We start from the raw sequence: 22316 nt of genomic DNA on the forward strand, positions 1-22316 counted from the left end.
AACGCGAGGGCCGCGGCCATGCACGCCGAGACGACGAGGTGGGAGGGGGTGATGTCACCCCCTCCCACCTCGTCAGCGGTACTCAGGCCTTGGGCGCGTCGCCCTCGGCCGCCGGCGGCGCCGGCGGCTCGGTCGTCGGCGGCGTCACGGGCGGAACCGGCGGAGCTGCCGGCGGCTGCGCGGCCGGCGGGGCCGGCGGGGGCTGGTACGCCGGCGGGGCGGCGGGCGGCTGGTAGGCCGGCGGGGCGGCGGGGGGCTGGTATCCGGCGGGCGGCGCCTGGTATCCCGGCTGCGGCGCGGCCGCGCCGGCACTCGGCTGCACGGGGATGCCCTGCCACACGGTGCGGTCCGCGAAGAAGCCGTTCGACGCCCACGGGGCGGGCGCGACATTCGGGTTCCAGCGCGACTTGTCGAACGCGTTGATGCCGAGCCAGACGATCGACAGCAGGACGTAGAGGATGACCCAGGGGGTCTCCTTCTGCAGCTTCTGCCCCACACGCCAGGCGGCCATCGCGCCGGCGGCGACCGGCAGCAGGGCGATGATGAAGCCGAGCACGGGGATCGAGCTCAGGATCGCTCCGGCGGCGATCGCGATCAGCATGACCCAGGGGCTCAGATCACCGAGCTTGGCGAACACGAGCAGGTTGTACACGGGAACCCACGCACGCCAGCGGCCCTGCACGCCCGCCTTGTCGAAGATCTTCATCAAGAACCAGGAGCCGATGACGTAGAACGCGACGGCGAAGAGGAAGAACAGGAACCCGAAGGCGGCGAGAAGGGCGAGATAGCCCGTATCCGAGTAGGAGCTGTCCATGGAAGTGCCTTCCTATCTGACAGAGCGACGCCGATCCGCGGCGCTCGGGGCACACGTGCCCGTCAGGACACATCGTAGGGGTGCGCGGTGCCCCGCGACCAGAGTGCGTCACTCGCGTGTCGGGCGGCCGGGTCGCTAGCCTGGCGACAGACATCTGCCGAGAGGACCGCCATGACCGACCCGTCGACGCCCACTCCCCCGCCCGTGCCGCCGCTGCCGCCGCTTCCCGGCCGCACCGCCGCTGACGCTGCGGCGGATGCCGCCACCGAGCCCGGCCTCGCCGACGGGCCCACCGAGGGCATCGCGGGCGTCGACGACACCGGGGTCCGCCGCCTCGCGGGTGACCTGGACGACATCGGCCGGGGATTCCTCGCCGCGCTGTTCGACATCTCGTTCACGCGTTTCATCACGCGGCGCCTCGCGAGCGTGTTCTTCCTCGTGGGGCTCGTCGCGATCGGCATCGCGTTCGTCTCGACGTTCGTCGGCGGCATCATCTCCGGCATCGGCGCGCTCGGCTGGAACCCCGGCGGCGGCATCGCGCTCATCCTGTCGACCGTGATCGTCGTGCCCGTCCTCGCCTTCTTCGCCGTCGTGTTGCTGCGCTTCGTCATCGAAGCAGGCGTCGCGCTCGTCGCCATCGCGGAGAACACCGAGCGCACGGCGCAGAACACGCGCCGCGACTGAGCTCACACGACGAGGTCGACCTCGCCCGGCGCACCGGAGCGTGCCGTCAGCCCCGCACGGCCCGCCCACGTGAGGAAGGCGGCCGTGCCGCCGATGCGCGGGCGCGTCTGCGCCAGCAGGCGCACGAGGGCGCCCTTCGCGTGCTTGTTGAAGTGGTTCAGCGCGCGCGTCACGCCGTCGCCGGCGTCCGTCACGACCCGCACGTACGCCGTCGGGATGCCGGCGGGGACGGGGCCGAGCGCGACATACGCCTCGGAGCGCAGATCCAGCACGAACCGCGGCGTCGCGTCCGCGAGCGCTGCGCCGGCGGCATCCGCCCACACTCTGCGCAGCGGCGGGATGCCGGGGAGCGATGCGCCCGCAGAGAGCCGATAGGCCGGGATCGCGTCGAGCGCGCCGACCGGCCCGAACGGCGCGGACTGGATCATCACGTGTGTGCCGAGCCAGCGGCGCGCGGGCGCGTCGAGTGACGCGGCATCCAGGGCGTCGTAGAGGACGCCGGTGTAGCGGTCGACCGCGGGCATCGTCGGCGCGGAACGCAGGGCGGCGTTGTCGGCGATCTCTCCGCGCTGCCGGGCGGAGAGCTTCAAGACACGCGCCGCGGCATCCTCGTCGGCGCTGAGGGCGACGAGGGCGTCGACGACCGCCTCGCGCTGCGGTGCCAGGCCCTGAAGCGCCAGCGCCCCGACGTCCAGAGGTCGCGCACGCCCGCCGGGCCGCTTCGTCTCACTCGGCGGCAGCAGGATCAGCACGGAGGTCTCCAGAACAGCGAGAAACCACTCCGCACGCGACGAACCACCTCAGCAGTGGTCTCTCGCGCGAGAAGTGGTTTCTCGACGGGTCGGTCAGGCGGGGTCAGGACTCGAGCGCGGCGTGGCCCGCGACGATCGTGAGCTCGTCGTTCTCCATGGAGAGGAAGCCGTCCTGCGCGGAGGCGATCACCTTGGTGCCGTCGGCCTGGGTGATGCGCACCTGACCCTCGGCGAGGATCGCCAGCACGGGCTCGTGACCGGTCATGAAGCCGATCTCGCCCTCGACGGTCTTGGCGACGACGAGGCTCGCCTCGCCGTGCCAGACCTCCTCCTCCGCGGAGACGAGGGTGACGACGAGAGCCATGTCAGCTGTTCTCCTTCTGGATCTGCGCCCACTTCTCCTCGACGTCGGAGATGCCGCCGACGTTGAAGAAGGCCTGCTCGGCCACGTGGTCGAAGTCACCCTTGACGATCGCGTCGAACGACTCGATGGTCTCCTTGATCGGGACCGTGGAGCCCTCGACACCGGTGAACTTCTTCGCCATGTAGGTGTTCTGCGAGAGGAACTGCTGGATGCGGCGTGCACGCGACACGACGATCTTGTCCTCTTCGGAGAGCTCGTCGACACCGAGGATCGCGATGATCTCCTGCAGTTCCTTGTTCTTCTGCAGGATCTGCTTCACGGCGGTCGCCACGCGGTAGTGGTCCTCACCGATGTAGCGCGGGTCCAGGATGCGGCTCGTCGAGGTCAGCGGGTCGATGGCCGGGTAGAGGCCCTTCGACGCGATCTCACGCGAGAGCTCGGTCGTGGCATCCAGGTGGGCGAAGGTCGTCGCCGGAGCCGGGTCGGTGTAGTCGTCGGCGGGCACGTAGATCGCCTGGAGCGACGTGATCGAGTGACCGCGCGTCGAGGTGATGCGCTCCTGGAGCACACCCATCTCGTCGGCGAGGTTCGGCTGGTAGCCCACCGCGGAGGGCATGCGGCCGAGAAGGGTCGACACCTCGGAACCGGCCTGCGTGAAGCGGAAGATGTTGTCGATGAACAGCAGCACGTCCTGCTTCTGCACGTCGCGGAAGTACTCCGCCATCGTCAGCGCCGACAGGGCGACGCGCAGGCGCGTCCCCGGCGGCTCGTCCATCTGGCCGAAGACGAGGGCGGTCTTGTCGAAGACGCCCGCCTCCTCCATCTCGCCGATGAGGTCGTTGCCCTCACGGGTGCGCTCGCCGACACCAGCGAACACCGAGACACCGCCGTGGTCCTGCGCGACGCGCTGGATCATCTCCTGGATGAGGACCGTCTTGCCGACGCCCGCGCCGCCGAAGAGGCCGATCTTGCCACCCTGCACGTACGGCGTGAGGAGGTCGATCGACTTGATGCCGGTCTCGAACATCTCGGTCTTCGACTCGAGCTGGTCGAAGTTGGGCGCCTGGCGGTGGATGCCCCAGCGCTCGGTGACCTCGATCGTCTCGCCCGGCGCGGCGTTGAGCACGTCGCCGGTGACGTTGAAGACCTTGCCCTTGGTGACGTCGCCGACGGGGACCGTGATGGGGCCGCCGGTGTCGCGCACCTCCTGGCCGCGGACCATGCCGTCGGTGGGCTTGAGCGAGATGGCGCGCACGAGGTCGTCACCGAGGTGCTGTGCGACCTCGAGGGTGATCTCCGCGGACTCGTCGCCGATCGTGATCGTCGTCTTCAGCGCGTTGTAGATGTCGGGGATCGCATCGTGCGGGAACTCGATGTCGACGACCGGGCCGGTGACGCGAGCAACGCGCCCGACGACCGTCGTCTCGGCCGTGTCGGCAGTGGCGGTGGCAGTCATTGTCTGTCTCTTTCGGTGGGAATTACTTGCCGGATGCCAGGGCGTCGGCGCCGCCGACGATCTCGGCGATCTGCTGAGTGATCTCGGCCTGACGCGCGTTGTTGCGCAGGCGGGTGTAGTCGGTGATGAGCTTGTCGGCGTTGTCCGACGCGCTCTTCATGGCCTTCTGCGTCGCGGCGTGCTTCGCGGCCGACGACTGCAGCAGCGCATTGAACACGCGGCTCTGCACGTAGACCGGCAGCAGCGCGTCGAGCACGATCTCGGGGCTCGGCTCGAACTCGTAGAGCGGATAGACCTGGTTCGCACTGGCGGAGGCCGCCTCGGCGACCTCGTCGGCCTCGACGATCTCCAGCGGCAGCAGACGGACGGTCTGCGGCTCCTGCGTCATCATGCTGACGAAGCGGTTGAAGACGAGGTGGATCTCGTCGACGCCGCCCTGTTCTTCGCCGCCGCGGTCGTAGGCATCCAGGAGGGCGCCCGCGATCTGCTCCGCGGTGTTGAAGTGCGGGGTGTCGGTGTCGCCGATCCACTCCCCCGCCGCCTGCATGCGGCGGAACTGGAAGTAGCCGACGGCCTTGCGGCCGACGAGGAAGTACTCGACCTCCTTGCCCTGCGAGCGCAGCAGCTCGCCCAGCTGCAGACCCTCACGGAGGATCTGCGAGTTGAACGCGCCGGCGAGGCCTCGGTCGCTCGCGAAGATGACGACCGCTGAACGGCGGATCACCTCGCGCTCGGTCGTCAGCGGGTGCTGGATGTTGGAGTGCGTCGCCACGGCGGAGACGGCCCGCGTCACGGCCCGCGCGAAGGGCGAGGACGCGCGCACGCGCGCCATCGCCTTCTGGATGCGCGAAGCCGCGATGAGTTCCATCGCCTTCGTGATCTTCTTGGTCGTCTGAGCAGAAGCGATCTTCTGCTTGTAGACCCGGAGTTGTGCGCCCATGGATGTCCTGTATCAGTGAGGGATGCCTCGGCCTCAGCCGCGGCGACCCTTGACGATCTGCTCCTGGTTCACGTCTTCCTCGTGCGCGGCGGCGACCTCTTCGTGACCCGGCTTGTTGATGGCCTGGCCCTTGCCGCCCTGGAACTCGAGGATGAAGGCGTCGGTGACCTTCTCGAGCTCCGCAGCCGTGGCGTCGTCGAGGACGTTCGTGTCGCGCAGCGTGTCGAGGATCGACGTGTTGCGCTTCAGGTAGTCGAGGAGGTCGCGCTCGAAGCGGAGCACGTCCTCGACCGCGATCGAGTCGAGCTTGCCGTTCGTGCCGGCCCAGATCGAGACGACCTGCTCCTCGACGGGGTACGGGTCGTACTGCGGCTGCTTGAGGAGCTCGGTCAGGCGCGCACCGCGCTCGAGCTGACGGCGGGATGCCGCGTCGAGGTCGGAGGCGAACATCGCGAACGCCTCGAGCGAGCGGTACTGGGCGAGCTCGAGCTTCAGCGTGCCCGAGACCTTCTTGATCGACTTGACCTGCGCGTCGCCACCGACGCGGGACACCGAGATGCCGACGTCGACCGCGGGGCGCTGGTTGGCGTTGAAGAGGTCGGACTGGAGGAAGATCTGCCCGTCGGTGATCGAGATCACGTTGGTCGGGATGTACGCCGAGACGTCGTTCGCCTTCGTCTCGATGATCGGGAGGCCCGTCATCGAACCGGCACCGAGCTCGTCGGAGAGCTTCGCGCAGCGCTCCAGCAGACGCGAGTGCAGGTAGAAGACGTCGCCGGGGTACGCCTCGCGGCCCGGCGGGCGGCGGAGGAGGAGGGACACGGCGCGGTAGGCCTCGGCCTGCTTCGACAGGTCGTCGAAGATGATGAGGACGTGCTTGCCGCCGTACATCCAGTGCTGGCCGATCGCCGAGCCCGTGTAGGGGGCGAGGTACTTGAAGCCGGCGGGGTCGGAGGCGGGAGCGGCGACGATCGTCGTGTACTCCATGGCCCCGGCATCCTCGAGCGCGCCCTTGACGGAGGCGATCGTGGAGCCCTTCTGGCCGATCGCGACGTAGATGCAGCGCACCTGCTTGTTGACGTCGCCCGAGTCCCAGTTGGCCTTCTGGTTGATGATCGTGTCGATCGCGATGGCCGTCTTGCCGGTCTGGCGGTCGCCGATGATGAGCTGGCGCTGGCCGCGGCCGACGGGGATCATCGCGTCGATGGCCTTGATGCCGGTCTGCATCGGCTCGTGGACGGACTTGCGCTGCATGACGCCCGGCGCCTGCAGCTCGAGCGCGCGGCGACCCTCGGTCGCGATCTCGCCGAGGCCGTCGATCGGGTTGCCGAGCGGGTCGACGACACGGCCGAGGTAGCCGTCGCCCACCGCGACGGAGAGGACCTCGCCCGTGCGCGTGACCTTCTGGCCCGCCTCGATGCCCGAGAAGTCGCCGAGCACGACGACACCGATCTCGGATTCGTCGAGGTTCAGCGCGAGGCCTTCGATGCCGTTCGCGAAGCGGACGAGCTCGTTCGCCATGACGCCGGGGAGACCCTCGACGTGCGCGATGCCGTCGGCGGCGTCGACGACCGTGCCGACCTCGGTCGCGGCCGCACCGGTGGGCTCGTACGCGGCGACGAAGTCTTTCAGCGCGTCACGGATGACGTCGGGGCTGATGGTGAGATCTGCCATGGTGTTCCTTCTGTTCTAGCCAGCGAGACGCTGGCGCAAGTCGTTGATTCGAGAGGAGACCGTCGCGTCGATGACGTCGTCACCGATCTCCACCCGGACGCCCCCGAGGACGGTCGGGTCGACGACGACGTTCAGGGTGACGTCGCTGCCGTACTTCGCGCCGAGCGCGGCCGCGAGGCGGCTCTGCTGCGCGGCATCCAGAGCACTCGCGACACGGACCGTCGCGACCGTACGGCCACGCTGGTCGGCCACGATCTTCAGCGCCCGTCCGAGCAGCGCACGCACGCGCCGCTCGCGCGGCTGCTGCACCAGCTCGGAGACGATGAGCACCGTCGCCTCGCTCGCGCGGCCGACGAGGAGCTTCTCGACGAGCGCGCCCTTCGCCGCCGCGTCGCCCAGGCGACTGCCGAGCGCGAGCTCGAGCTCGGGGTTCGCGGCGACGGTGCGGGAGACCTGGAACAGTTCGCCTTCGACGTCGGCGCCCCCCGCGCCGAGCGCGGCGGCACGGATCGCGAGCTCTTCGATCCCGGCGATCAGGTCCTCGAGGGACGACCACCGCTCGGCGGCCGCGGCCGCGAGCAGCTGCAGGGATGTCGCACCGTAGCCGGCGAAGACCGTGCGGACGAGCTGGGCGCGCGCCGCGCCCGGCGCGCCCCACGCGGAGAGCGCGCCGCTCAGCTGCGCCGAGTCGGCGATCTCGCGCGCCGCCGTGAACAGCTCGCGAGCGACGACGAGGTCGCCCACCTTCGCTGCCCGAAGCTCCGCGGTGGTCGTCGCCAGTGCCTGAGTGGTCGCGCTGCCCATTACTTGGCCTTCTCGAGGTCGGCGAGGAAGCGGTCCACGACGCCCTTCGCCTTGGCGTCGTCGGAGAGCGACTCCCCGATCACGCCGCCGGCGAGGTCGAGTGCGAGCGTGCCGACTTCGCTCCGCAGCGAGACGAGGGCCGACTGGCGCTCCGCCTCGATCTGCGTCTGCGCGGCGGCGGTCACCCGTGCGGCCTCGGTGGTCGCGGCGCCCTTCGCCTCGGCGACGATCTTCTTGCCGTCCTCACGGGCGGCGTCGCGGATCTCACCGGCCTCCTTGCGAGCCTCGGCGAGCTGAGCCGTGTACTCCTCGAGTGCGGCCTCGGCCTTGCGCTGTGCCTCGTCGGCCTTCGCGATGTTGCCCTCGATCGCTGCGGCGCGCTTGTCGAGCATGACCTTCATCTTGGGAAGTGCGACCTTCCACACGACGATGAGGATGATGACGAAGCAGACCGCCGACCAGATGATGTCGTACCACGCGGGGAGCAGCGGGTTCGGAGCCCCCTCTTCCGCGGCGTACGCGACAAGATTGTGCATCCTGTCTCCTTAAGACTGGTGGGAAGCGATCAGAAGCCGAAGATGAAGGCGGTCGCGATGCCGATGAAGGCGAGCGCCTCGGTGAAGGCGATACCGATCCACATCAGGACCTGCAGGCGACCGGCCAGCTCGGGCTGGCGGGCTACGCCCTCGATCGTCTTGCCGACGACGATGCCCACGCCGATGGCGGGGCCGATGGCGGCGAGGCCGTAGCCGACCGTCGCGATGGAGCCGGAGACATCGGCGAGAACCGTAGTAGCGTCCACGGGTTGTTTCCTTTCGGGGTTGGGTGGGAGAGGCGGAAGCCTCGCCCGCTCAGTGCTCTTCTGCCACCGCGAGCTGGATGTAGACCGCGGTGAGGATGGTGAAGACGTAGGCCTGGAGGACGGCCACCAGGAGTTCGAACAGCGTGAAGACGAAACCGAAGGCGAGCGAGCCCGCCGCGAGCGCCGACCACCAGCCGCCGAGGGTGAACAGGAAGAACTGCGTCGCCGCGAAGAACAGCACGAGCAGGAGGTGCCCGACCATCATGTTCATGAGGAGTCGCAGCGTGAGCGTCACCGGGCGGATCACGAACGTCGAGATCAGCTCGATCGGCGTCACGATGATGTAGATCGGCCACGGCACCCCCGAGGGGAACAGCGCGTTCTTGAAGAAGTTCTTCGGGCTCTTCTTGATGCCGGCGTAGATGAAGGTCACGTAGCTGACGACCGCGAGCAGCAGCGGCACCGCGATGATCGCGGTTCCGGCGAGATTCAGGAACGGGATGATGCCTGTCAGGTTGAAGAACAGGATCATGAAGAAGAGCGTCGTGAGGATCGGCAGGAACCGCTGGCCGTCCTTCTTGCCGAGGAGGTCCTCGGCGATGTTCACACGGACGAAGTCGAGCCCCATCTCGGTGATCGACTGGAAGCGCCCCGGGATGAGACGCATGTTGCGCGTACCGAGCCAGAGGAACAGCACGAGCGCAATCGTCGCCAGGAACTGGATCAGGTGGATGCGCGTGACCGGGATTCCGGCGATCGTGAAGAGGACGTCGGGGAAGAACTCGAAGATCGACGGTCCGTGGAACTCGCCGCCGTCTTCAGCGGTCTTGGCGATCAGGGTCGCAGCGTGGGTAAACAGCGCAGACTCCAGCTTCGGGGCATCGGCGTGAACCGAGGCGACGATGGTCGGTGAAAGTCGATGCGCACACAGTCCCCAGCGTTTTCACACCGCGGTTAGGGCGCAGAGACAGCCTATCAGGCGCGCGGGCCCCCCGCGTCCGCCGGGTTCGCGGCATCCCCCTCTTCCGGCGGCAACGGCGGCAGGGACGGGTGCCGCGCCTCGTCGATGATGTCGGACAGCGTCGGCAGGTTCACATCGCCGACGTGCGGCACGCGCATCTTCAGCATCACGACGACGTCGACGACGAGGGATGCCACGACGCTGACGACGAGCGCGACGAAGAACACGGTGCCGTTGAGCCACGGCTGTCCGCGCAGGACGAGCAGCACGACGATGAACAGCGCGAACTTGACGATCCAGCCGCCCATCACCGCCCCGAAGAAGATCGGCACGTACAGCGGATCGCCATACCAGCGGTTCGCGACGAGGATCGTCCCGGCGGTGAGGCTGAGGAAGACGGCGGCCAACAGGATCGCGACGAGCGCGCTCCACAGCCCCGAGGTGCCGGCGACCGCGAAGCCGATGATCGCGCCCACGACGGCGAGCCCCGCGGTGATCGCGGCCGACCACAGAAGGGTCGTGCGGAAGATGCGGTTGCTCGACACGTCGCGGCGGGTCGTCGTGGAGGTCGGATCGGGGGTCTCGGTCATGAGGTCCTCGGTTCGGAGTCGGGTTCGGGTCGGGTGGCGGGAACGGCTCGGCCGGCGGAGGGCAGGAGCGTCACGATGACGCACGCGGCCGCGCCGACGACGAGGAATGCGACTCCGCCCCAGTAGTCGCCCGGCCAGTCCCGGCTCGTCCCCATGTACATGAGGAGCACACCGACGGAGACGACGGCAGTCCACGCGTAGAAGATGACGACGGCGGCGCGGTCGCTGTGCCCCATGTCGAGCATGCGGTGGTGCAGATGCTTGCGATCGGGTGAGAACGGGGACTTCCCGCGGCCCATCCGGCGGATGACCGCCATGCCGAAGTCCAGCAGCGGCAGCAGCACGACGACGACTGGCAGCAGGATCGGGATGAACGCACCGAGCAGCTGGGAGCGCCCGAACACGTCGTTGTCGCCGAGGAGGGCAGGGTCGAGGCTCCCCGTGAAGGCGATCGCCGCGACCGCCATGAGGAGGCCGATGAGGAGCGCGCCGGAGTCCCCCATGAAGAGCTTGGAGGGGCTCCAGTTGAGCGGGAGGAACCCGAGGCACACCGCCACGAGGGCGACGGCGATGAAGGAGGCGAGACTCGAGTAGGTCGATGCGCCGGTGTCGCGGGCGACGAGGTAGGTGTAGACGAAGAAGACGGCGTTGGCGATGAGCGCGACGCCGGCGACGAGACCGTCGAGGCCGTCGATGAAGTTGACCGCGTTCATCACGATCACGATCGCGAACACCGAGAGCACGAAGCTCATCCAACTCGACACGACGAACTGCTGACCGAGCGGGATGGCGAAGATCTGGATGCCGCCGAAGCCGACGACGACCCCTGCGGCGAGGAACTGCGCGCCGAGCTTGATCATCCAGTCGAGATCCCACAGGTCGTCGGCGACGCCGATGATCACGATGAGGGTCGCGGCTCCCAGGATCGACCAGATGCGAGCCGGATCGTTCCAGATGATCGCGAAGTACGGGATCCGCGACGACAGTGCGAAGGCCGCGAGGATGCCGATGTACATCGCGACCCCGCCGATGCGGGGCTTCGGCGTCGTATGGACGTCGCGTTCGCGGATCTCGGGGTAGAGCCGGAACCTCAGCCCCAGCTTCCACACGATCGCCGTGAGGCCGAGAGTGACGAGGGCCGTCACGACGACGGTGAGGGCGTAGAACCTCACGCGGAGCCGTCGTCGTCGGGAGCCTCCGGCTCGAGCAGATCGCCGAGGATCTCCTCGAGCTCGCTGCGCGAGACGGCGCCGCGGCGGAGGATCCGAACGGGCCGAGCGCCCGAGACGAGGCCCGTCGCGTCGATGATCGTCGAGGCGACCCCGTCGCGCGAGGGACCGCCGTCGAGATAGACGGCGACGGAGTCGCCGAGCATGCGGGCGGCGTCGTCGACGTCGACGGCGGCGGAGCGCTTCGTGAGGTTGGCGCTGGAGACGGCGAGTGGACCGCACTCTTCCAGGAGCTCGAGGGCGATGCGGTCGGCCGGCATCCGCACGGCGACGGTCCCGCCGGTGTCACCGAGGTCCCACGACAGCGACGGCTGCGCCGGGAGGACGATCGTGAGACCGCCCGGCCAGAACGCCTCGACGAGCCGCTCGACCGCCGCGGGGACCTCGGCGACGAGAGCTCTCATCGTGTTGACGCCGGCCACGAGGACGGGCGGCGGAGACTGACGGTCGCGGCCCTTCGCGGCGAGCAGGCGGGCGACGGCATCCGCGCTGAACGCATCGGCGGCGACGCCGTAGACGGTGTCGGTCGGCAGGACCACCAGCTCGCCCCGCGCGATCGCCTGGCGCGCCTTGCGCATGCCGGGAAGCAGCTGCTCGGAGTCGCGGCAGTCGAAGAGCTCGTACATATCGCCCCCCAGTCTACGGATGCCGAGGTCAGGGGCGCAGAGCCGTCGTCGCGCGGTCGCGACCGGTCAGGTCGGGGTGGGTCGCGGTCGCACGCCAGCCGCCCTGGGCGAGGAGCTCGCGAATGGGGGCGCCCTGCCACTCGCCGTGCTCGATCACGAGCGCCCCGCCGGGCCGCAGCAGGCGCAGACCGACGCCGGAGAGCGTGCGGACGACGTCGAGCCCGTCCTCCCCGCCGTACAGGGCAGCGGGCGGATCCCAGTGCCGCACCTCGGGGTCGCGCGGGATCGCGGCATCCGGGACGTACGGCGGGTTGGACACGAGCACCGCCACCTGCCCGTCGAGCTCGGGGAACGCCGACGCCAGATCGATGAAGGCGAGGCGGGCGCCGGGTGCATGCTCGGCGAAGTTCTCCTTCGCCCAGACGAACGCCTCCACCGAGTTCTCCGCCGCGTGGACGCGCGCGTGCGGCACCTCGGTCGCGAGTGCCAGAGCGATCGCACCGGAACCGGTACCGAGGTCCACCGCGATCGGATCCGGGTCGGCGACGGCGCGCAGCGCGTCGATCGCGAGCTGGGCGACCATCTCAGTCTCCGGGCGCGGGACGAACACGCCCGGCCCGACACGCAGCTCGAGGTGGCGGAAAGGCGCAACGCCCGTCAGATGCTGGAGCGGCTCGCGTGCGGCGCGGCGCTCGATCAGTTCGGCGAAGCGGAGAGCCGCCTCCCCCTCCGGCGCGCGATCGCCGCGCAGGCTCGCGGCGGCGACCTCGCCGCGCCCACGCCCGAGGACGTGCGCAGCAAGGAGTTCGGCATCCACGTCGGGGGTGGGAACGCCGGCGGATGCCAGGGTGCCGGCTGCCGCGCGCAGCAGCTCGGCCAGGCTGCGCGCGTCGGAGTCCTGCTCGATGCTCATGGGTGCATCCAGCCTAGACGTTCCGTCACACAGCCCCTCGGAAAGTGACGTTCCGTCATATTCAGCCGACGGCTACCCGCGCGTTCTAGGCTTGTTCGACCTGTCGACCCCGATTCGACCTCGATTCGAACCTCGGCCCGACCCTCACTGCAGAAAGGCCGCCCATGTCCGGCATCCATCCCGACATCACCAGCGCGTTCGGCAACACCCCGCTCGTGCGCCTCAACCGCCTGACCGAGGGCCTGCCCGGCACGATCCTCGCGAAGCTCGAGTTCTACAACCCCGCGTCGTCGGTGAAGGACCGCCTCGGCATCGCGATCGTCGACGCCGCGGAGGCATCGGGCGAGCTGAAGCCCGGCGGCACGATCGTCGAGGGCACAAGTGGCAACACCGGCATCGCGCTCGCGATGGTGGGTGCGGCGCGCGGCTACAAGGTCATCCTCACGATGCCGGCATCCATGTCGATCGAGCGTCGCCTGCTGCTGAAGGCCTACGGCGCCGAGCTCGTCCTCACCGAGCCCGCACTCGGCATGAAGGGCGCCGTCGCCAAGGCCGAGGAGATCGCCGCCGAGACGCCCGGCGCGATCCTCGCGAAGCAGTTCGCGAACCAGGCGAACGTCGAGATCCACCGGAAGACGACGGCCGAGGAGATCATCCGCGACACCGACGGCGAGATCGGCTACTTCGTCGCGGGCATCGGCACCGGCGGAACGATCACGGGCGTCGGCCAGGTGCTCAAGGAGCGCGTGCCGGATGCCAAGATCATCGCCGTCGAGCCGGCGGACTCCCCGCTGCTGACCAAGGGCACGCCCGGACCGCACAAGATCCAGGGCATCGGCCCGAACTTCATCCCGCCGATCCTCGATCAGGGTGTCATCGACGAGGTCGTCGACGTCGAGTTCGACGACGCGATCCGCGTCGCTCGCGAGGTCGCGACCTCCGAGGGCATCCTCGTCGGCATCTCGTCGGGCGCCGCGATCTGGACCGCGCTGCAGATCGCCGCACGCCCCGAGGCGGCCGGCAAGAACATCGTCGTGATCGTGCCGTCGTTCGGCGAGCGCTACCTCTCCACGGCACTGTACGAGCACCTGCGCGACGAGCCCGCAGGCATCTGAGGCATCCGTCACGTGACAGGGATCGTCCCCGATATCACCCGCGCGTTCGGCGACACGCCGCTCGTCCGCCTGAACGCTCTCACCGAGGGCGTTCAGGCGGAGGTCGTCGCCAAGCTCGAGTTCTACAACCCCGGCGCGTCCGTCAAGGACCGCCTGGGGTACGCCCTGGTCGAGGCGGCTGAGCAGTCCGGCGCGCTGCAGCCGGGAGGAACGATCGTCGAGTCGACGAGCGGCAACACGGGCATCGCGCTGGCCCTCATCGGCGCGGCACGCGGGTACCGGGTGATCCTCACGATGCCGGCATCCATGTCGAAGGAACGGCGCACGCTCTTGAAGGCGTACGGCGCCGAGCTCGTGCTCACCGACCCGTACAAGGGGATGACGGAGGCGGTCCAGACCGCCGAGCGCATCGCGGCCGAGACCCCCGGCGCCGTCCTCGCCCACCAGTTCGAGAGCGCCGCGAACGCCGCGATCCATCGCCGCACGACGGCCGAGGAGATCTGGCGTGACACGGACGGCAAGGTGGACGTGTTCGTCGCGGGGTCTGGCACGGGCGGAACGGTGAGCGGCGTCGGGCAGGTGCTCAAGGAGCGGAACCCCGACGTCAAGGTCGTGGTCGTCGAGCCGGCGGACTCCCCCGTCCTCAGTGAAGGCCGAGCGGGCGGGCACCGGATCCAGGGCATCGGGCCGAACTTCGTCCCCCCGGTGCTGGATCGGTCGGTCATCGACGAGATCGTCGACGTGCAGTTCGACGACGCGATCCGCGTCGCCCGCGAGCTCGCGACACGCGAGGGCATCCTCGCCGGCATGTCGGCGGGCGCGGCCGTGTGGGCGGCACTCGAGATCGCGGCGCGACCGGAGTCGACGGGAAAGCGCATCGTCGTGATCGTGCCGGATGCCGGGGAGCGCTACCTTTCGACGGCCCTCTACGCGCACCTGCAGGACGAGGCGACGGCGTGAACAGCGTCAACCGGGTCGAACGGCTCGGCGCACGCGCGCGCCTGCGCGAGGATCTCGCGGCGGCGAAGCTGCGCGACCCCGCAGCCCGCAGCGCGTGGGAGATCGCGGTGCTCTACTCGGGTCTGCATGCGATCTGGTCGTACCGGCTCGCGCACGCGCTCTGGACGCGCGGCTGGCGCTTTCCCGCGCGTGCGTTGTCGCAGCTGACCCGCTGGCTCACAGGGGTCGAGATCCATCCCGGCGCCGTGATCGGCCGCCGCTTCTTCATCGACCACGGGATGGGCGTCGTCATCGGAGAGACCGCCGAGATCGGCGACGACGTGATGCTGTACCACGGCGTGACGCTCGGCGGCCGGACGCGCGATGCCGGCAAGCGGCATCCCACCCTCGGCGACGGCGTCGCCGTCGGGGCGGGCGCGAAGATCCTCGGGCCGATCACGATCGGCGCGGGCTCAGCGGTCGGCGCGAACGCCGTCGTGACGAAGGATGCCGCGGAGGACTCGATCCTCGTCGGCGTTCCGGCCAAGGCGCGCCGACGTGGCGATGGCGAGGACACCAGGGCGCTCCTGACGACGCCGGAGTACTTCATCTGAGCGTGATCGGCCCGGCGGTTGTTCGGCGTGGTCAGTCGGCGTGGATGAGGTGGAGTCCAGCTTTGGCCAGTTCGCGTGAAGCCGGGTCACTCTTGGGTTTGTCCGTGATAATGCCGGTGACGGCGTCGATCGAGACGACGGCGTAGCGGGAGGCTGCGCCGATCTTCTCGTCGCTGCCGAGGACGTAGGTTTCGACAGCACGGGCAGCAAGTGCGCGTTTCATTGCGGCTTCCTCGGCGTCGCCCGTGGTGAGTCCTGCGGTGGGATGGATGCCGGTGACACCGAGAAAGAACAGGTCAGCGCCGATCCGGTTCGCGGCCTCGACCGCGGCGGCCCCGCAGGCCACGGCGGAGTGCTTGAAGATTCGACCCCCGATCAGGAGGACATCGGCCTCGTGGTCGAGGAGCGCCGCGGCGATGGTCGGACTGTGGGTGATGATCGTGCCGCGGAAGGTCTTGGGGAGAGCGTCGACCATCGCGAGCGTTGTGGTTCCGCCGTCGAGGATCACGGTGGCTCCCGGCTCGATCAGCTGGACCGCTGCCTGCGCGACGCGCCTCTTGCTCTCTTGTGCAACTCCGGCTCGAGCAGCGTAGTCGGCCACGGCGGGCGAGGCGGGTAGTGCTCCGCCGTAGACGCGCACGGCGAGGCCGTGCGCATCGAGTTCGCGCAGGTCCCGGCGGATGCTGTCCTCTGACAGGCCCAGTTCGGCGGCGATCTCCTTGGCGACGATGCGCCCGTCGATGCGCAATCGCTCTAAGAGCAGGTCCTTGCGTGCCGCAGCCAGCATTCACATTCCTTCTTGTTTATGCACGTTGTTGCTGTATCGTGCCTGGTGTGACTAAGCCTATGTTGATTCTGATCGCCGGCCCCTACGCATCCGGCACGAACGGGAACCCTGACTTGATGGCCCAGAACCTCAAGCGCCTGGAAGCGGCCGCTTGGCCGATCTTCCAAGCTGGTCATGTGCCGATGATCGGCGAGTGGGTGGCGCTGCCCGTGCTGGAGAGCGCGGGAGCGAGCGGGCCGACGGATCCGCTCGCGGCCGAAGTCATGTACCCCACGGCAGAGCGTCTCCTCCAGCACTGTGATGCAGTGTTGCGTCTTCCCGGCGAGTCTCGCGGCGCCGACCAGGACGTCACGATCGCACAGCGAAGGGGCATCCCTGTGTACTACGCACTCCAGGAGATCCCGAACGCCGCCGTATCGGCCCAGTGAATGGATGACGGCTCTCCGAAACGCGGCGGACTGCGCTCTGATCTCCTTCAACGCCACCGGGGCGTGAGAGAGACGTGAGAGATCAGAACGGCGGAGGGTCGGTCGGGTCGCGTCGGGCGTCGAGTAAGTGTCGCCACGGCGGCGGACCCACGGCCTCGACGACCGCCGGCGCGTCGTTTCGATATCGTCGCCGGGTCGGCGAGGTGAATTCGAGACGGCCGCCGCCGAGCTGTCGGACGGTCCACGCCGATGCGTGCTTGAGGGTGTGGTGGCCCTTGCAGAGAATCTCGAGGTTCGACGCGCACGTCGTGCCGCCGTCCTCCCACGCTTCGGTGTGATCGGCTTCCGAGCGGGCCGCGGAGCGGCGGCATCCCGGCCACCGGCAGGTACGGTCCCGCACGTTCAGCAGGCGGCGGAGGCGCCCGCTCGGCCGGTAGGTGTCGAGCCGAAGCGGCTCCTCGGTCAGAGGATGCGTCAGGACCCGCTGCCAGACGGGCGCGGCCGCTGCCAGGAGTCGCGCGGTGTCGACGTCGATGGGCCCGTGTCCGTCGAGGACCGCCGGCTGGTCGTCGAGGCCGGCGAGCGTGAGAACCGGGACCGTGACGTGCACAGTGGCGCGGATGGCGCCGAGCCCCGCGTCACCGCCGAGCGCGGGAGCCCCCGTGAGCAGCAGGTCGCAGAGGACATCGGCCCGGCGCTGATCGAGCGTGCGCGCGTCGCAATCGACGGTCGCAGGTTCCTCATCGGCTGCGGAGGAGAGCGCACCCGCCATATCGGTGACACGCTCGAAGATCCCCTGGACGAGCGCCGCCGGCGCATCGAGCAGCAATCGCGACAATCCATCGCGCAGACCGTACGTCCTCACCTGGCGCTGCGCGAGTGCGTCACGGCGGGACTCCTCGACGATCGACGGCTGCAGTCGCGCCGCGATGACGCGCGCCGTATCGCGCAGCTCCGGGGCAGTGGCCGTGTCGGCAACGTCGAGCGCACGGCGCTCGTACTCCGCGCGCACATCGTCATCGAGGAGCATCCCGGCGTCGATGATCGCCGAGGCGTGCCGCTCATCGATCCGGCCCGCGCGAAGTGCCTCCAGTGTCGCCGGATACGTGCAGACGAGTGCCGCCCCGTCGCCGAGCCAGCTCGAAACCGTGCGCTCCCCCACCCGGAGAGCCGTCGCGAGTTCGGCGAGGACCTCGCGCAGCGGAATGGTGTCGCCGAGCTCGCGGCCCGGATGCGCCGCCTGCCGCTGCGCGACCCGCCGCGCGATCAGGTCCAGGGCTTCGGCGCACATCTCCGCACGTTCGGCGTGAAGACGGGACATCTCGGCACGATTGACGCCGACGCGCTCGACGAGGGATGACAGCTCCGCCCAGTGTGGATCGAGCAGCGGCGCGGGTGGATCGAGCAGCGGCGCGGGTGGATCCAGCTGCGCGGCGGGGTCATCCGCCCGCGCGGCATCCACGAATCGCACCCCGGGGTGGGATTGCTGCGGCTTGTCCATGGCACTCCTGACGTCGATGCATTCAACGTCCGGTTGCTCTGCCGGCTCACCCTTGCGACCACCTGAATGGGATGACCGCCACCCTCAGTTTAGAACATAATTACGAAGAATGCAATGCGCCGTGCACTCCGAGGCGAGCGCCGAGGTCCTGATAGGTTCACGAGCATGAAGACATCCAGGATCGCTGCTGCCACTGCCGCCGTGGTCCTGGGATCTCTGACGCTCTCCGCATGCGCCCCCTACGGGGTCGCCTGCCCTGCAATCGCCTTCGTCTACACAGCACCAGTGGCGATCGAGATGAGTCCCGACCTGATCGGCGATGGAACGCTCGCCGCCTGCCTGGGCGAGGCGTGCGAGCCTGCTGCCATCGCTCCCGTAGAACCGGGAAGGTGGGAGGTCCCGCAGGAAGCACCCTACGCGCGAGAGGACACCATCGGGCTCGACGCGGGCGCCGGGATTCGTGTCGTCATCATCGACGCGTCCGGCGTCACCGTCCGGGACGAGTGGTTCGACATTCCATTCGTCAGCAGTTCAGATGGGTTCTGCCCCGGCCCCGGCGAATTCCAGCCGGTCGTGGTGACATGACCCCCACACCCGGGTCAGAGAGACATATCAGGCCGCCCGGCGCTCGGCGACCTTCTTCTTGATGAACAGGCCCGGCAGCAGCCACGTCGCGAGCGCCGTGACGACCCACACGATCATCGGCGCGACGATCCAGGTCCACCACGGCAGTCCGATGGTGAGCCCCGCGCCGGGGATCAGCGCGACGACGAGCAGCGCGACGAACGTCGACACGATGCCGATGCCGCCCAGAAGAGCCGGCGCGTTGCGCCGGGCGACCTTTGCGGCCCACGGGGTCAGCACCGACTGCAGGACGGCGAAGATGACGACCGCGAGCACGAAGCCCCACCAGTGCGACCAGTCGATGCGCACGCCCTCGAGGAGGAGGTCGGCGACGATCAGGCCGACGGCGGCCGAGACGAGGAAGATGAGCGCGCGGATCAAGAAGGTGATCATGCGCTGAGAGTATCGCGATCCGGCGCGCCCCGGTGCGCGACGCGGCGGCGCTCAGCCCTCGGCGAGCGCCGCGAGCCGGGCCTCTTCGTCGGCCGCGATCGCCGAGTCGATGATGGGCCCGAGGGCGCCGTCCATCACCTGATCGAGGTTGTAGGCCTTGTACCCCGTGCGGTGGTCGGCGATGCGGTTCTCCGGGAAGTTGTAGGTGCGGATGCGCTCGGAGCGGTCCATGCCGCGGATCTGCGAGCGACGGGCATCGGATGCCGCGGCATCCCGCTCCTCCTGCTGCCTGGCGAGCAGGCGCGCGCGCAGGACACGCATGCCGGCCTCGCGGTTCTGCAGCTGGCTCTTCTCGTTCTGCATCGACACGACGATCCCCGTGGGGAGGTGCGTGATGCGCACGGCCGAGTCGGTCGTGTTGACCGACTGCCCGCCCGGGCCCGAAGAGCGGTACACGTCGATGCGCAGGTCGTTCTGGTCGATCTGCACCTCTTCGGGCTCGTCCACCTCGGGAAACACCAGAACGCCCGTCGTCGACGTGTGGATACGCCCCTGCGACTCGGTCGCGGGCACGCGCTGCACGCGATGCACCCCGCCCTCGTACTTCAAGTGCGCCCACACACCCTGCGCCGGATCCGTCGAGGACCCCTTCAGAGCGACCTGCACGTCCTTGTAGCCGCCGAGATCCGACTCGTTGCGCTCCAGGAGCTCGGTCTTCCAGCCCATGGATGCCGCGTACTGCAGATACATCCGGAGGAGGTCCGCCGCGAACAGCGCCGACTCGGCACCGCCCTCCCCCGCTTTGATCTCCATGATCACGTCGCGAGCGTCGTCGGGGTCGCGCGGGATGAGCAGGCGCCGCAGCTTCTCCTGCGCTGCGGCGACCTTCTCCTCGAGCGCGGGGACCTCCGCCGCGAAGGCGTCGTCCTCGCCGGCGAGCTCGCGCGCGGCATCCACGTCGTCACCGGCCGCGCGCCAGGCGTCGTACGCCGCAACGATCCTCGACAGCTCGGCATAGCGCCGGTTCACGCGCTTCGCGCGCGCGGCATCGGCGTGCACCGCGGGGTCGGAGAGCTCCTCCTGGACCGCGCGGTGCTCGTCGATCAGCGCCTGGACGGACTCGAACACGGCGAGACCGCTCAGCGGATGCTGTTCTCGTGCCCGTGGCTGTGGCCGCCGCCGGCGGCCTGCTTGAGCTGCACGTTCTGCATCTGATACAGGAACTCGACGTTCGAGCCCGTCTCCTTCAGCTTGCCGAGGACGACCTCCAGGGCCTGCTGCGGGTCGAGGCCCGCCAGCGCACGACGCAGCTTCCAGGTGATCTTGACCTCGTCGGGGCTCAGCAGCATCTCCTCGCGACGCGTGGACGAAGCGTTCACGTCGACCGCCGGGAAAATGCGCTTGTCGGCGAGCTGGCGCGACAGGCGCAGCTCGCTGTTGCCGGTGCCCTTGAACTCCTCGAAGATGACCTCGTCCATCTTGGACCCGGTCTCCACGAGCGCCGTCGCGAGGATCGTGAGCGACCCGCCGTTCTCGATGTTGCGGGCCGCGCCGAAGAAGCGCTTCGGCGGGTAGAGCGCCGAGGCGTCCACGCCGCCCGAGAGCACGCGTCCCGACGTCGGCGCCGAGATGTTGTAGGCGCGCGAGAGACGCGTGATCGAGTCGAGCAGCACGACGACGTCGCGGCCGAGCTCGACGAGGCGCTTCGCGCGCTCGATGGCGAGCTCGGCGACCGTCGTGTGGTCCTCGGCGGGGCGGTCGAAGGTCGAGGCGATGACCTCGCCCTTGACCGTGCGCTGCATGTCGGTGACCTCTTCGGGGCGCTCGTCGACGAGCACGACCATGAGGTGGACCTCGGGGTTGTTCTTCGCGATCGCGTCGGCGATCTGCTGCAGCACGATCGTCTTTCCGGCCTTGGGCGGCGCGACGATGAGGCCGCGCTGACCCTTGCCGATGGGGGCGACGAGGTCGATGATGCGCTGGGTCAGCTTCTCGGGCGCCGTCTCCATACGCAGGCGCTCCTGCGGGTAGAGCGGGGTGAGCGCGCCGAACTCGACGCGGGTCGCGGCATCCTCGACGGAGAGTCCGTTGATCGCGTCGACCTTGACGAGCGCGTTGTACTTCTGCCGGCTCGACTGCTCGCCCTCGCGCGGCTGCTTGATCGCGCCGACGACGGCGTCGCCCTTGCGCAGGTTGTACTTCTTGACCTGGCCGAGGGACACGTAGACGTCGCTCGCACCCGGGAGGTAGCCGGACGTGCGGACGAACGCGTAGTTGTCGAGCACGTCGAGGATGCCGGCGATCGGGATGAGGATGTCATCCTCGCCGATCTCGGTCTCGAACTCATCGCCCGTGCCGCTCTGACCGCGGCGCTTGTTGCGCTGACGGCCGCGAGCCGAGCCCTGCTCGTCGGTGGTGCTCGTCGTGTTGCCGCCGCCCGTGCCCGCGCCGTCCGCGTCGGATGCCTCGGTGGGCGCGTTCTGAGCGCCCTGCTGGCCGTTCTGGGCCGTGTCGGACTTGCCGCGGTTGCGGCTGCGGCTGCGCGAGCGGCTGCGGCTGCGGCTCGGGGTCTCCCCCTCGCCCTCGGTCTTCTCGCCGTCCGCGTTCTCGGTCGTCTCGGCGGGCGCGTCGGCCGCCTCAGCCGGAGCGTCGGTCGCCTCAGCCGGAGCGTCGGTCGCCTCGGTGGCGGCGTCGGGCTCGGCGATGACCTCGGCGGTCTGCTCGGCTTCGGGGGCGGCGGCGTCTGCGGCAGCGGCGGCGTCCGCCTCGGGGGCGCCGGCCTCGGCTGCGGCCGGCTCGACCGGCTCGGCGGGCACGTCGGTGCTCTTCGCGCGGCGCGGCGCACGCTTGCGCGGCGCCTTCACCGGGGCGGGCTCCTCGACGGCCACGGGCTCGGCAGCCTCCGGCTCAGCGGCGGCGGGCTCGTCGGCGACGACAGGCGCCTCAGCAGCAGGCTCGTCGGCGACGGCAGGCGCCTCGACGGCAGCGTCCTCGGCGGGGGCTTCCTCCGCGGCGGGCGCCTCTTCGGCATCCACCGACGTCTCGTCGGCGGGGGTCTCGTCCGCGGCGGGCGCGTCGACGGGGGCTTCGCTCACAGGCGTCGCGGCGTCCTCGCGCGCGGCATCGGTGTTCTCGGTTTCGATCTCGGAGAGGGACTCCACGAGTTCTCCTTCAATAGGGATGTGGACAGGACAGATCCGCACAGACGTCGTCCACGACAGGCGCCAACCCACGGCTGTCGAACGACCGATCGGTCGTCGCATGGTGCAGGGGGATCGTGCGGGGTTCGCAGAATTGCGACGGAGG

At 69.3% G+C, this 22316-nt stretch carries 25 protein-coding genes; 6 read left to right on the forward strand and 19 right to left on the reverse strand.

From position 1 onward, the window contains the following. Nucleotides 1-82: 82 nt before the first annotated feature. Nucleotides 83-814 (reverse strand): DUF5684 domain-containing protein, encoded by a 732-nt coding sequence (locus J0I43_RS13655; protein ID WP_292864901.1) that lies wholly within the window; start codon nucleotides 812-814, stop codon nucleotides 83-85. A 171-nt stretch (nucleotides 815-985) separates the two neighbouring features. Between J0I43_RS13655 and J0I43_RS13660 the strand changes: the two genes are divergently transcribed. Further along, nucleotides 986-1498, forward strand: coding sequence for a DUF4282 domain-containing protein (locus J0I43_RS13660; RefSeq protein ID WP_292864904.1), 513 nt, complete (start codon nucleotides 986-988; stop codon nucleotides 1496-1498). A 2-nt stretch (nucleotides 1499-1500) separates the two neighbouring features. On the opposite strand, the gene J0I43_RS13665 is transcribed toward J0I43_RS13660, so the two are convergent. The 13 genes from J0I43_RS13665 to prmC form a co-directional block, all read right to left on the reverse strand. Next, nucleotides 1501-2250: a peroxide stress protein YaaA gene (locus J0I43_RS13665; protein WP_292864907.1), complete on the reverse strand. Its 750-nt coding sequence runs from the start codon at nucleotides 2248-2250 to the stop codon at nucleotides 1501-1503. Nucleotides 2251-2353: 103 nt separating this feature from the next. Next, on the reverse strand, nucleotides 2354-2614 hold the full coding sequence (locus tag J0I43_RS13670) for a F0F1 ATP synthase subunit epsilon (protein ID WP_292864909.1): 261 nt from the start codon (nucleotides 2612-2614) through the stop codon (nucleotides 2354-2356). Between the two features lies 1 nt (nucleotide 2615). Further along, a complete protein-coding gene (gene atpD, locus J0I43_RS13675) occupies nucleotides 2616-4070 on the reverse strand; it encodes a F0F1 ATP synthase subunit beta (RefSeq protein WP_292864912.1) in 1455 nt (484 codons plus the stop codon). 22 nt (nucleotides 4071-4092) lie between these two features. Beyond that, nucleotides 4093-5010, reverse strand: coding sequence for a F0F1 ATP synthase subunit gamma (locus J0I43_RS13680; RefSeq protein WP_292864915.1), 918 nt, complete (start codon nucleotides 5008-5010; stop codon nucleotides 4093-4095). A 33-nt stretch (nucleotides 5011-5043) separates the two neighbouring features. Beyond that, entirely contained in the window at nucleotides 5044-6684 is a 1641-nt protein-coding gene (atpA, locus tag J0I43_RS13685; protein WP_292864918.1) for a F0F1 ATP synthase subunit alpha, read from the reverse strand. A gap of 15 nt (nucleotides 6685-6699) precedes the next feature. After that, the gene (locus tag J0I43_RS13690) at nucleotides 6700-7488 is read right to left on the reverse strand and encodes a F0F1 ATP synthase subunit delta (protein ID WP_292864921.1); all 789 of its coding nucleotides are present in this window, start codon (nucleotides 7486-7488) and stop codon (nucleotides 6700-6702) included. Continuing rightward, nucleotides 7488-8024: a F0F1 ATP synthase subunit B gene (locus J0I43_RS13695; RefSeq protein WP_292864924.1), complete on the reverse strand. Its 537-nt coding sequence runs from the start codon at nucleotides 8022-8024 to the stop codon at nucleotides 7488-7490. The genes J0I43_RS13690 and J0I43_RS13695 overlap by 1 nt, the downstream gene beginning before the upstream one ends. A 29-nt stretch (nucleotides 8025-8053) precedes the next feature. Continuing rightward, nucleotides 8054-8290, reverse strand: coding sequence for an ATP synthase F0 subunit C (gene atpE / locus J0I43_RS13700; protein WP_215487937.1), 237 nt, complete (start codon nucleotides 8288-8290; stop codon nucleotides 8054-8056). A 49-nt stretch (nucleotides 8291-8339) separates the two neighbouring features. Beyond that, complete coding sequence (gene atpB, locus J0I43_RS13705) at nucleotides 8340-9149, reverse strand: F0F1 ATP synthase subunit A (RefSeq protein ID WP_292865343.1); 810 nt, start codon at nucleotides 9147-9149, stop codon at nucleotides 8340-8342. Nucleotides 9150-9265: 116 nt separating this feature from the next. Further along, nucleotides 9266-9841, reverse strand: a complete 576-nt coding sequence (locus J0I43_RS13710) for a hypothetical protein (protein WP_292864930.1) — start codon at nucleotides 9839-9841, stop codon at nucleotides 9266-9268. After that, entirely contained in the window at nucleotides 9838-11013 is a 1176-nt protein-coding gene (locus J0I43_RS13715; protein ID WP_292864933.1) for an MraY family glycosyltransferase, read from the reverse strand. The genes J0I43_RS13710 and J0I43_RS13715 overlap by 4 nt, the downstream gene beginning before the upstream one ends. After that, on the reverse strand, nucleotides 11010-11696 hold the full coding sequence (locus tag J0I43_RS13720; RefSeq protein WP_292864936.1) for an L-threonylcarbamoyladenylate synthase: 687 nt from the start codon (nucleotides 11694-11696) through the stop codon (nucleotides 11010-11012). The genes J0I43_RS13715 and J0I43_RS13720 overlap by 4 nt, the downstream gene beginning before the upstream one ends. Before the next feature lie 28 nt (nucleotides 11697-11724). Beyond that, a complete protein-coding gene (gene prmC, locus J0I43_RS13725; protein ID WP_292864938.1) occupies nucleotides 11725-12609 on the reverse strand; it encodes a peptide chain release factor N(5)-glutamine methyltransferase in 885 nt (294 codons plus the stop codon). A 164-nt stretch (nucleotides 12610-12773) separates the two neighbouring features. On the opposite strand from prmC, the gene cysK (J0I43_RS13730) reads away from it, so the two are divergent. Genes cysK (J0I43_RS13730) through epsC form a run of 3 tightly spaced genes read left to right on the forward strand, consistent with a single transcriptional unit; the run spans nucleotide 12774 to nucleotide 15277 of the window. Next, entirely contained in the window at nucleotides 12774-13724 is a 951-nt protein-coding gene (cysK, locus tag J0I43_RS13730; protein WP_292864941.1) for a cysteine synthase A, read from the forward strand. A gap of 12 nt (nucleotides 13725-13736) precedes the next feature. Continuing rightward, nucleotides 13737-14684 (forward strand): cysteine synthase A, encoded by a 948-nt coding sequence (cysK, locus tag J0I43_RS13735; RefSeq protein ID WP_292864944.1) that lies wholly within the window; start codon nucleotides 13737-13739, stop codon nucleotides 14682-14684. Beyond that, a complete protein-coding gene (epsC, locus tag J0I43_RS13740; protein WP_292864947.1) occupies nucleotides 14681-15277 on the forward strand; it encodes a serine O-acetyltransferase EpsC in 597 nt (198 codons plus the stop codon). Before cysK (J0I43_RS13735) ends, epsC begins: the two co-directional genes overlap by 4 nt. A 31-nt stretch (nucleotides 15278-15308) precedes the next feature. On the opposite strand, the gene J0I43_RS13745 is transcribed toward epsC, so the two are convergent. After that, nucleotides 15309-16064: a DeoR/GlpR family DNA-binding transcription regulator gene (locus J0I43_RS13745; RefSeq protein ID WP_292864949.1), complete on the reverse strand. Its 756-nt coding sequence runs from the start codon at nucleotides 16062-16064 to the stop codon at nucleotides 15309-15311. Nucleotides 16065-16180: 116 nt separating this feature from the next. On the opposite strand from J0I43_RS13745, the gene J0I43_RS13750 reads away from it, so the two are divergent. Further along, nucleotides 16181-16492: a DUF4406 domain-containing protein gene (locus J0I43_RS13750; RefSeq protein ID WP_292864952.1), complete on the forward strand. Its 312-nt coding sequence runs from the start codon at nucleotides 16181-16183 to the stop codon at nucleotides 16490-16492. An 82-nt stretch (nucleotides 16493-16574) separates the two neighbouring features. Here J0I43_RS13750 and J0I43_RS13755 read toward each other — a convergent pair whose 3' ends face one another. Continuing rightward, nucleotides 16575-17993 carry an HNH endonuclease signature motif containing protein gene (locus J0I43_RS13755; RefSeq protein ID WP_292864955.1) on the reverse strand — a complete coding sequence of 473 codons (1419 nt, stop codon included), beginning with the start codon at nucleotides 17991-17993 and terminating at the stop codon, nucleotides 16575-16577. Nucleotides 17994-18278: 285 nt separating this feature from the next. On the opposite strand from J0I43_RS13755, the gene J0I43_RS13760 reads away from it, so the two are divergent. After that, nucleotides 18279-18578 (forward strand): hypothetical protein, encoded by a 300-nt coding sequence (locus J0I43_RS13760; protein WP_292864959.1) that lies wholly within the window; start codon nucleotides 18279-18281, stop codon nucleotides 18576-18578. 27 nt (nucleotides 18579-18605) lie between these two features. Here J0I43_RS13760 and J0I43_RS13765 read toward each other — a convergent pair whose 3' ends face one another. Genes J0I43_RS13765 through rho form a run of 3 tightly spaced genes read right to left on the reverse strand, consistent with a single transcriptional unit; the run spans nucleotide 18606 to nucleotide 22171 of the window. Further along, the gene (locus tag J0I43_RS13765; RefSeq protein WP_292864962.1) at nucleotides 18606-19010 is read right to left on the reverse strand and encodes a phage holin family protein; all 405 of its coding nucleotides are present in this window, start codon (nucleotides 19008-19010) and stop codon (nucleotides 18606-18608) included. A gap of 51 nt (nucleotides 19011-19061) precedes the next feature. Further along, entirely contained in the window at nucleotides 19062-20138 is a 1077-nt protein-coding gene (prfA, locus tag J0I43_RS13770; protein WP_292864965.1) for a peptide chain release factor 1, read from the reverse strand. Between the two features lie 11 nt (nucleotides 20139-20149). Further along, nucleotides 20150-22171 carry a transcription termination factor Rho gene (gene rho / locus J0I43_RS13775; protein ID WP_292864968.1) on the reverse strand — a complete coding sequence of 674 codons (2022 nt, stop codon included), beginning with the start codon at nucleotides 22169-22171 and terminating at the stop codon, nucleotides 20150-20152. Nucleotides 22172-22316 lie beyond the last annotated feature (145 nt).

The organism is Microbacterium sp. (assembly GCF_017305435.1).
Lineage (GTDB): Bacteria > Actinomycetota > Actinomycetes > Actinomycetales > Microbacteriaceae > Microbacterium.

Bases quoted from the DNA above. Each gene is read 5' to 3' on its own strand.
- J0I43_RS13660 (WP_292864904.1), top strand. From the start codon at position 986: ATGACCGACCCGTCGACGCCCACTCCCCCGCCCGTGCCGCCGCTGCCG.
- prmC (WP_292864938.1), bottom strand. From the start codon at position 12,609: ATGAGCATCGAGCAGGACTCCGACGCGCGCAGCCTGGCCGAGCTGCTG.
- J0I43_RS13765 (WP_292864962.1), bottom strand. From the start codon at position 19,010: ATGATCACCTTCTTGATCCGCGCGCTCATCTTCCTCGTCTCGGCCGCC.
- atpA (WP_292864918.1), bottom strand. From the start codon at position 6,684: ATGGCAGATCTCACCATCAGCCCCGACGTCATCCGTGACGCGCTGAAA.
- J0I43_RS13695 (WP_292864924.1), bottom strand. From the start codon at position 8,024: ATGCACAATCTTGTCGCGTACGCCGCGGAAGAGGGGGCTCCGAACCCG.
- J0I43_RS13690 (WP_292864921.1), bottom strand. From the start codon at position 7,488: ATGGGCAGCGCGACCACTCAGGCACTGGCGACGACCACCGCGGAGCTT.
- cysK (WP_292864941.1), top strand. From the start codon at position 12,774: ATGTCCGGCATCCATCCCGACATCACCAGCGCGTTCGGCAACACCCCG.
- J0I43_RS13750 (WP_292864952.1), top strand. From the start codon at position 16,181: ATGGCCCAGAACCTCAAGCGCCTGGAAGCGGCCGCTTGGCCGATCTTC.
- atpD (WP_292864912.1), bottom strand. From the start codon at position 4,070: ATGACTGCCACCGCCACTGCCGACACGGCCGAGACGACGGTCGTCGGG.
- J0I43_RS13655 (WP_292864901.1), bottom strand. From the start codon at position 814: ATGGACAGCTCCTACTCGGATACGGGCTATCTCGCCCTTCTCGCCGCC.
- J0I43_RS13680 (WP_292864915.1), bottom strand. From the start codon at position 5,010: ATGGGCGCACAACTCCGGGTCTACAAGCAGAAGATCGCTTCTGCTCAG.
- J0I43_RS13670 (WP_292864909.1), bottom strand. From the start codon at position 2,614: ATGGCTCTCGTCGTCACCCTCGTCTCCGCGGAGGAGGAGGTCTGGCAC.
- J0I43_RS13710 (WP_292864930.1), bottom strand. From the start codon at position 9,841: ATGACCGAGACCCCCGATCCGACCTCCACGACGACCCGCCGCGACGTG.
- J0I43_RS13720 (WP_292864936.1), bottom strand. From the start codon at position 11,696: ATGTACGAGCTCTTCGACTGCCGCGACTCCGAGCAGCTGCTTCCCGGC.
- J0I43_RS13745 (WP_292864949.1), bottom strand. From the start codon at position 16,064: ATGCTGGCTGCGGCACGCAAGGACCTGCTCTTAGAGCGATTGCGCATC.
- J0I43_RS13755 (WP_292864955.1), bottom strand. From the start codon at position 17,993: ATGGACAAGCCGCAGCAATCCCACCCCGGGGTGCGATTCGTGGATGCC.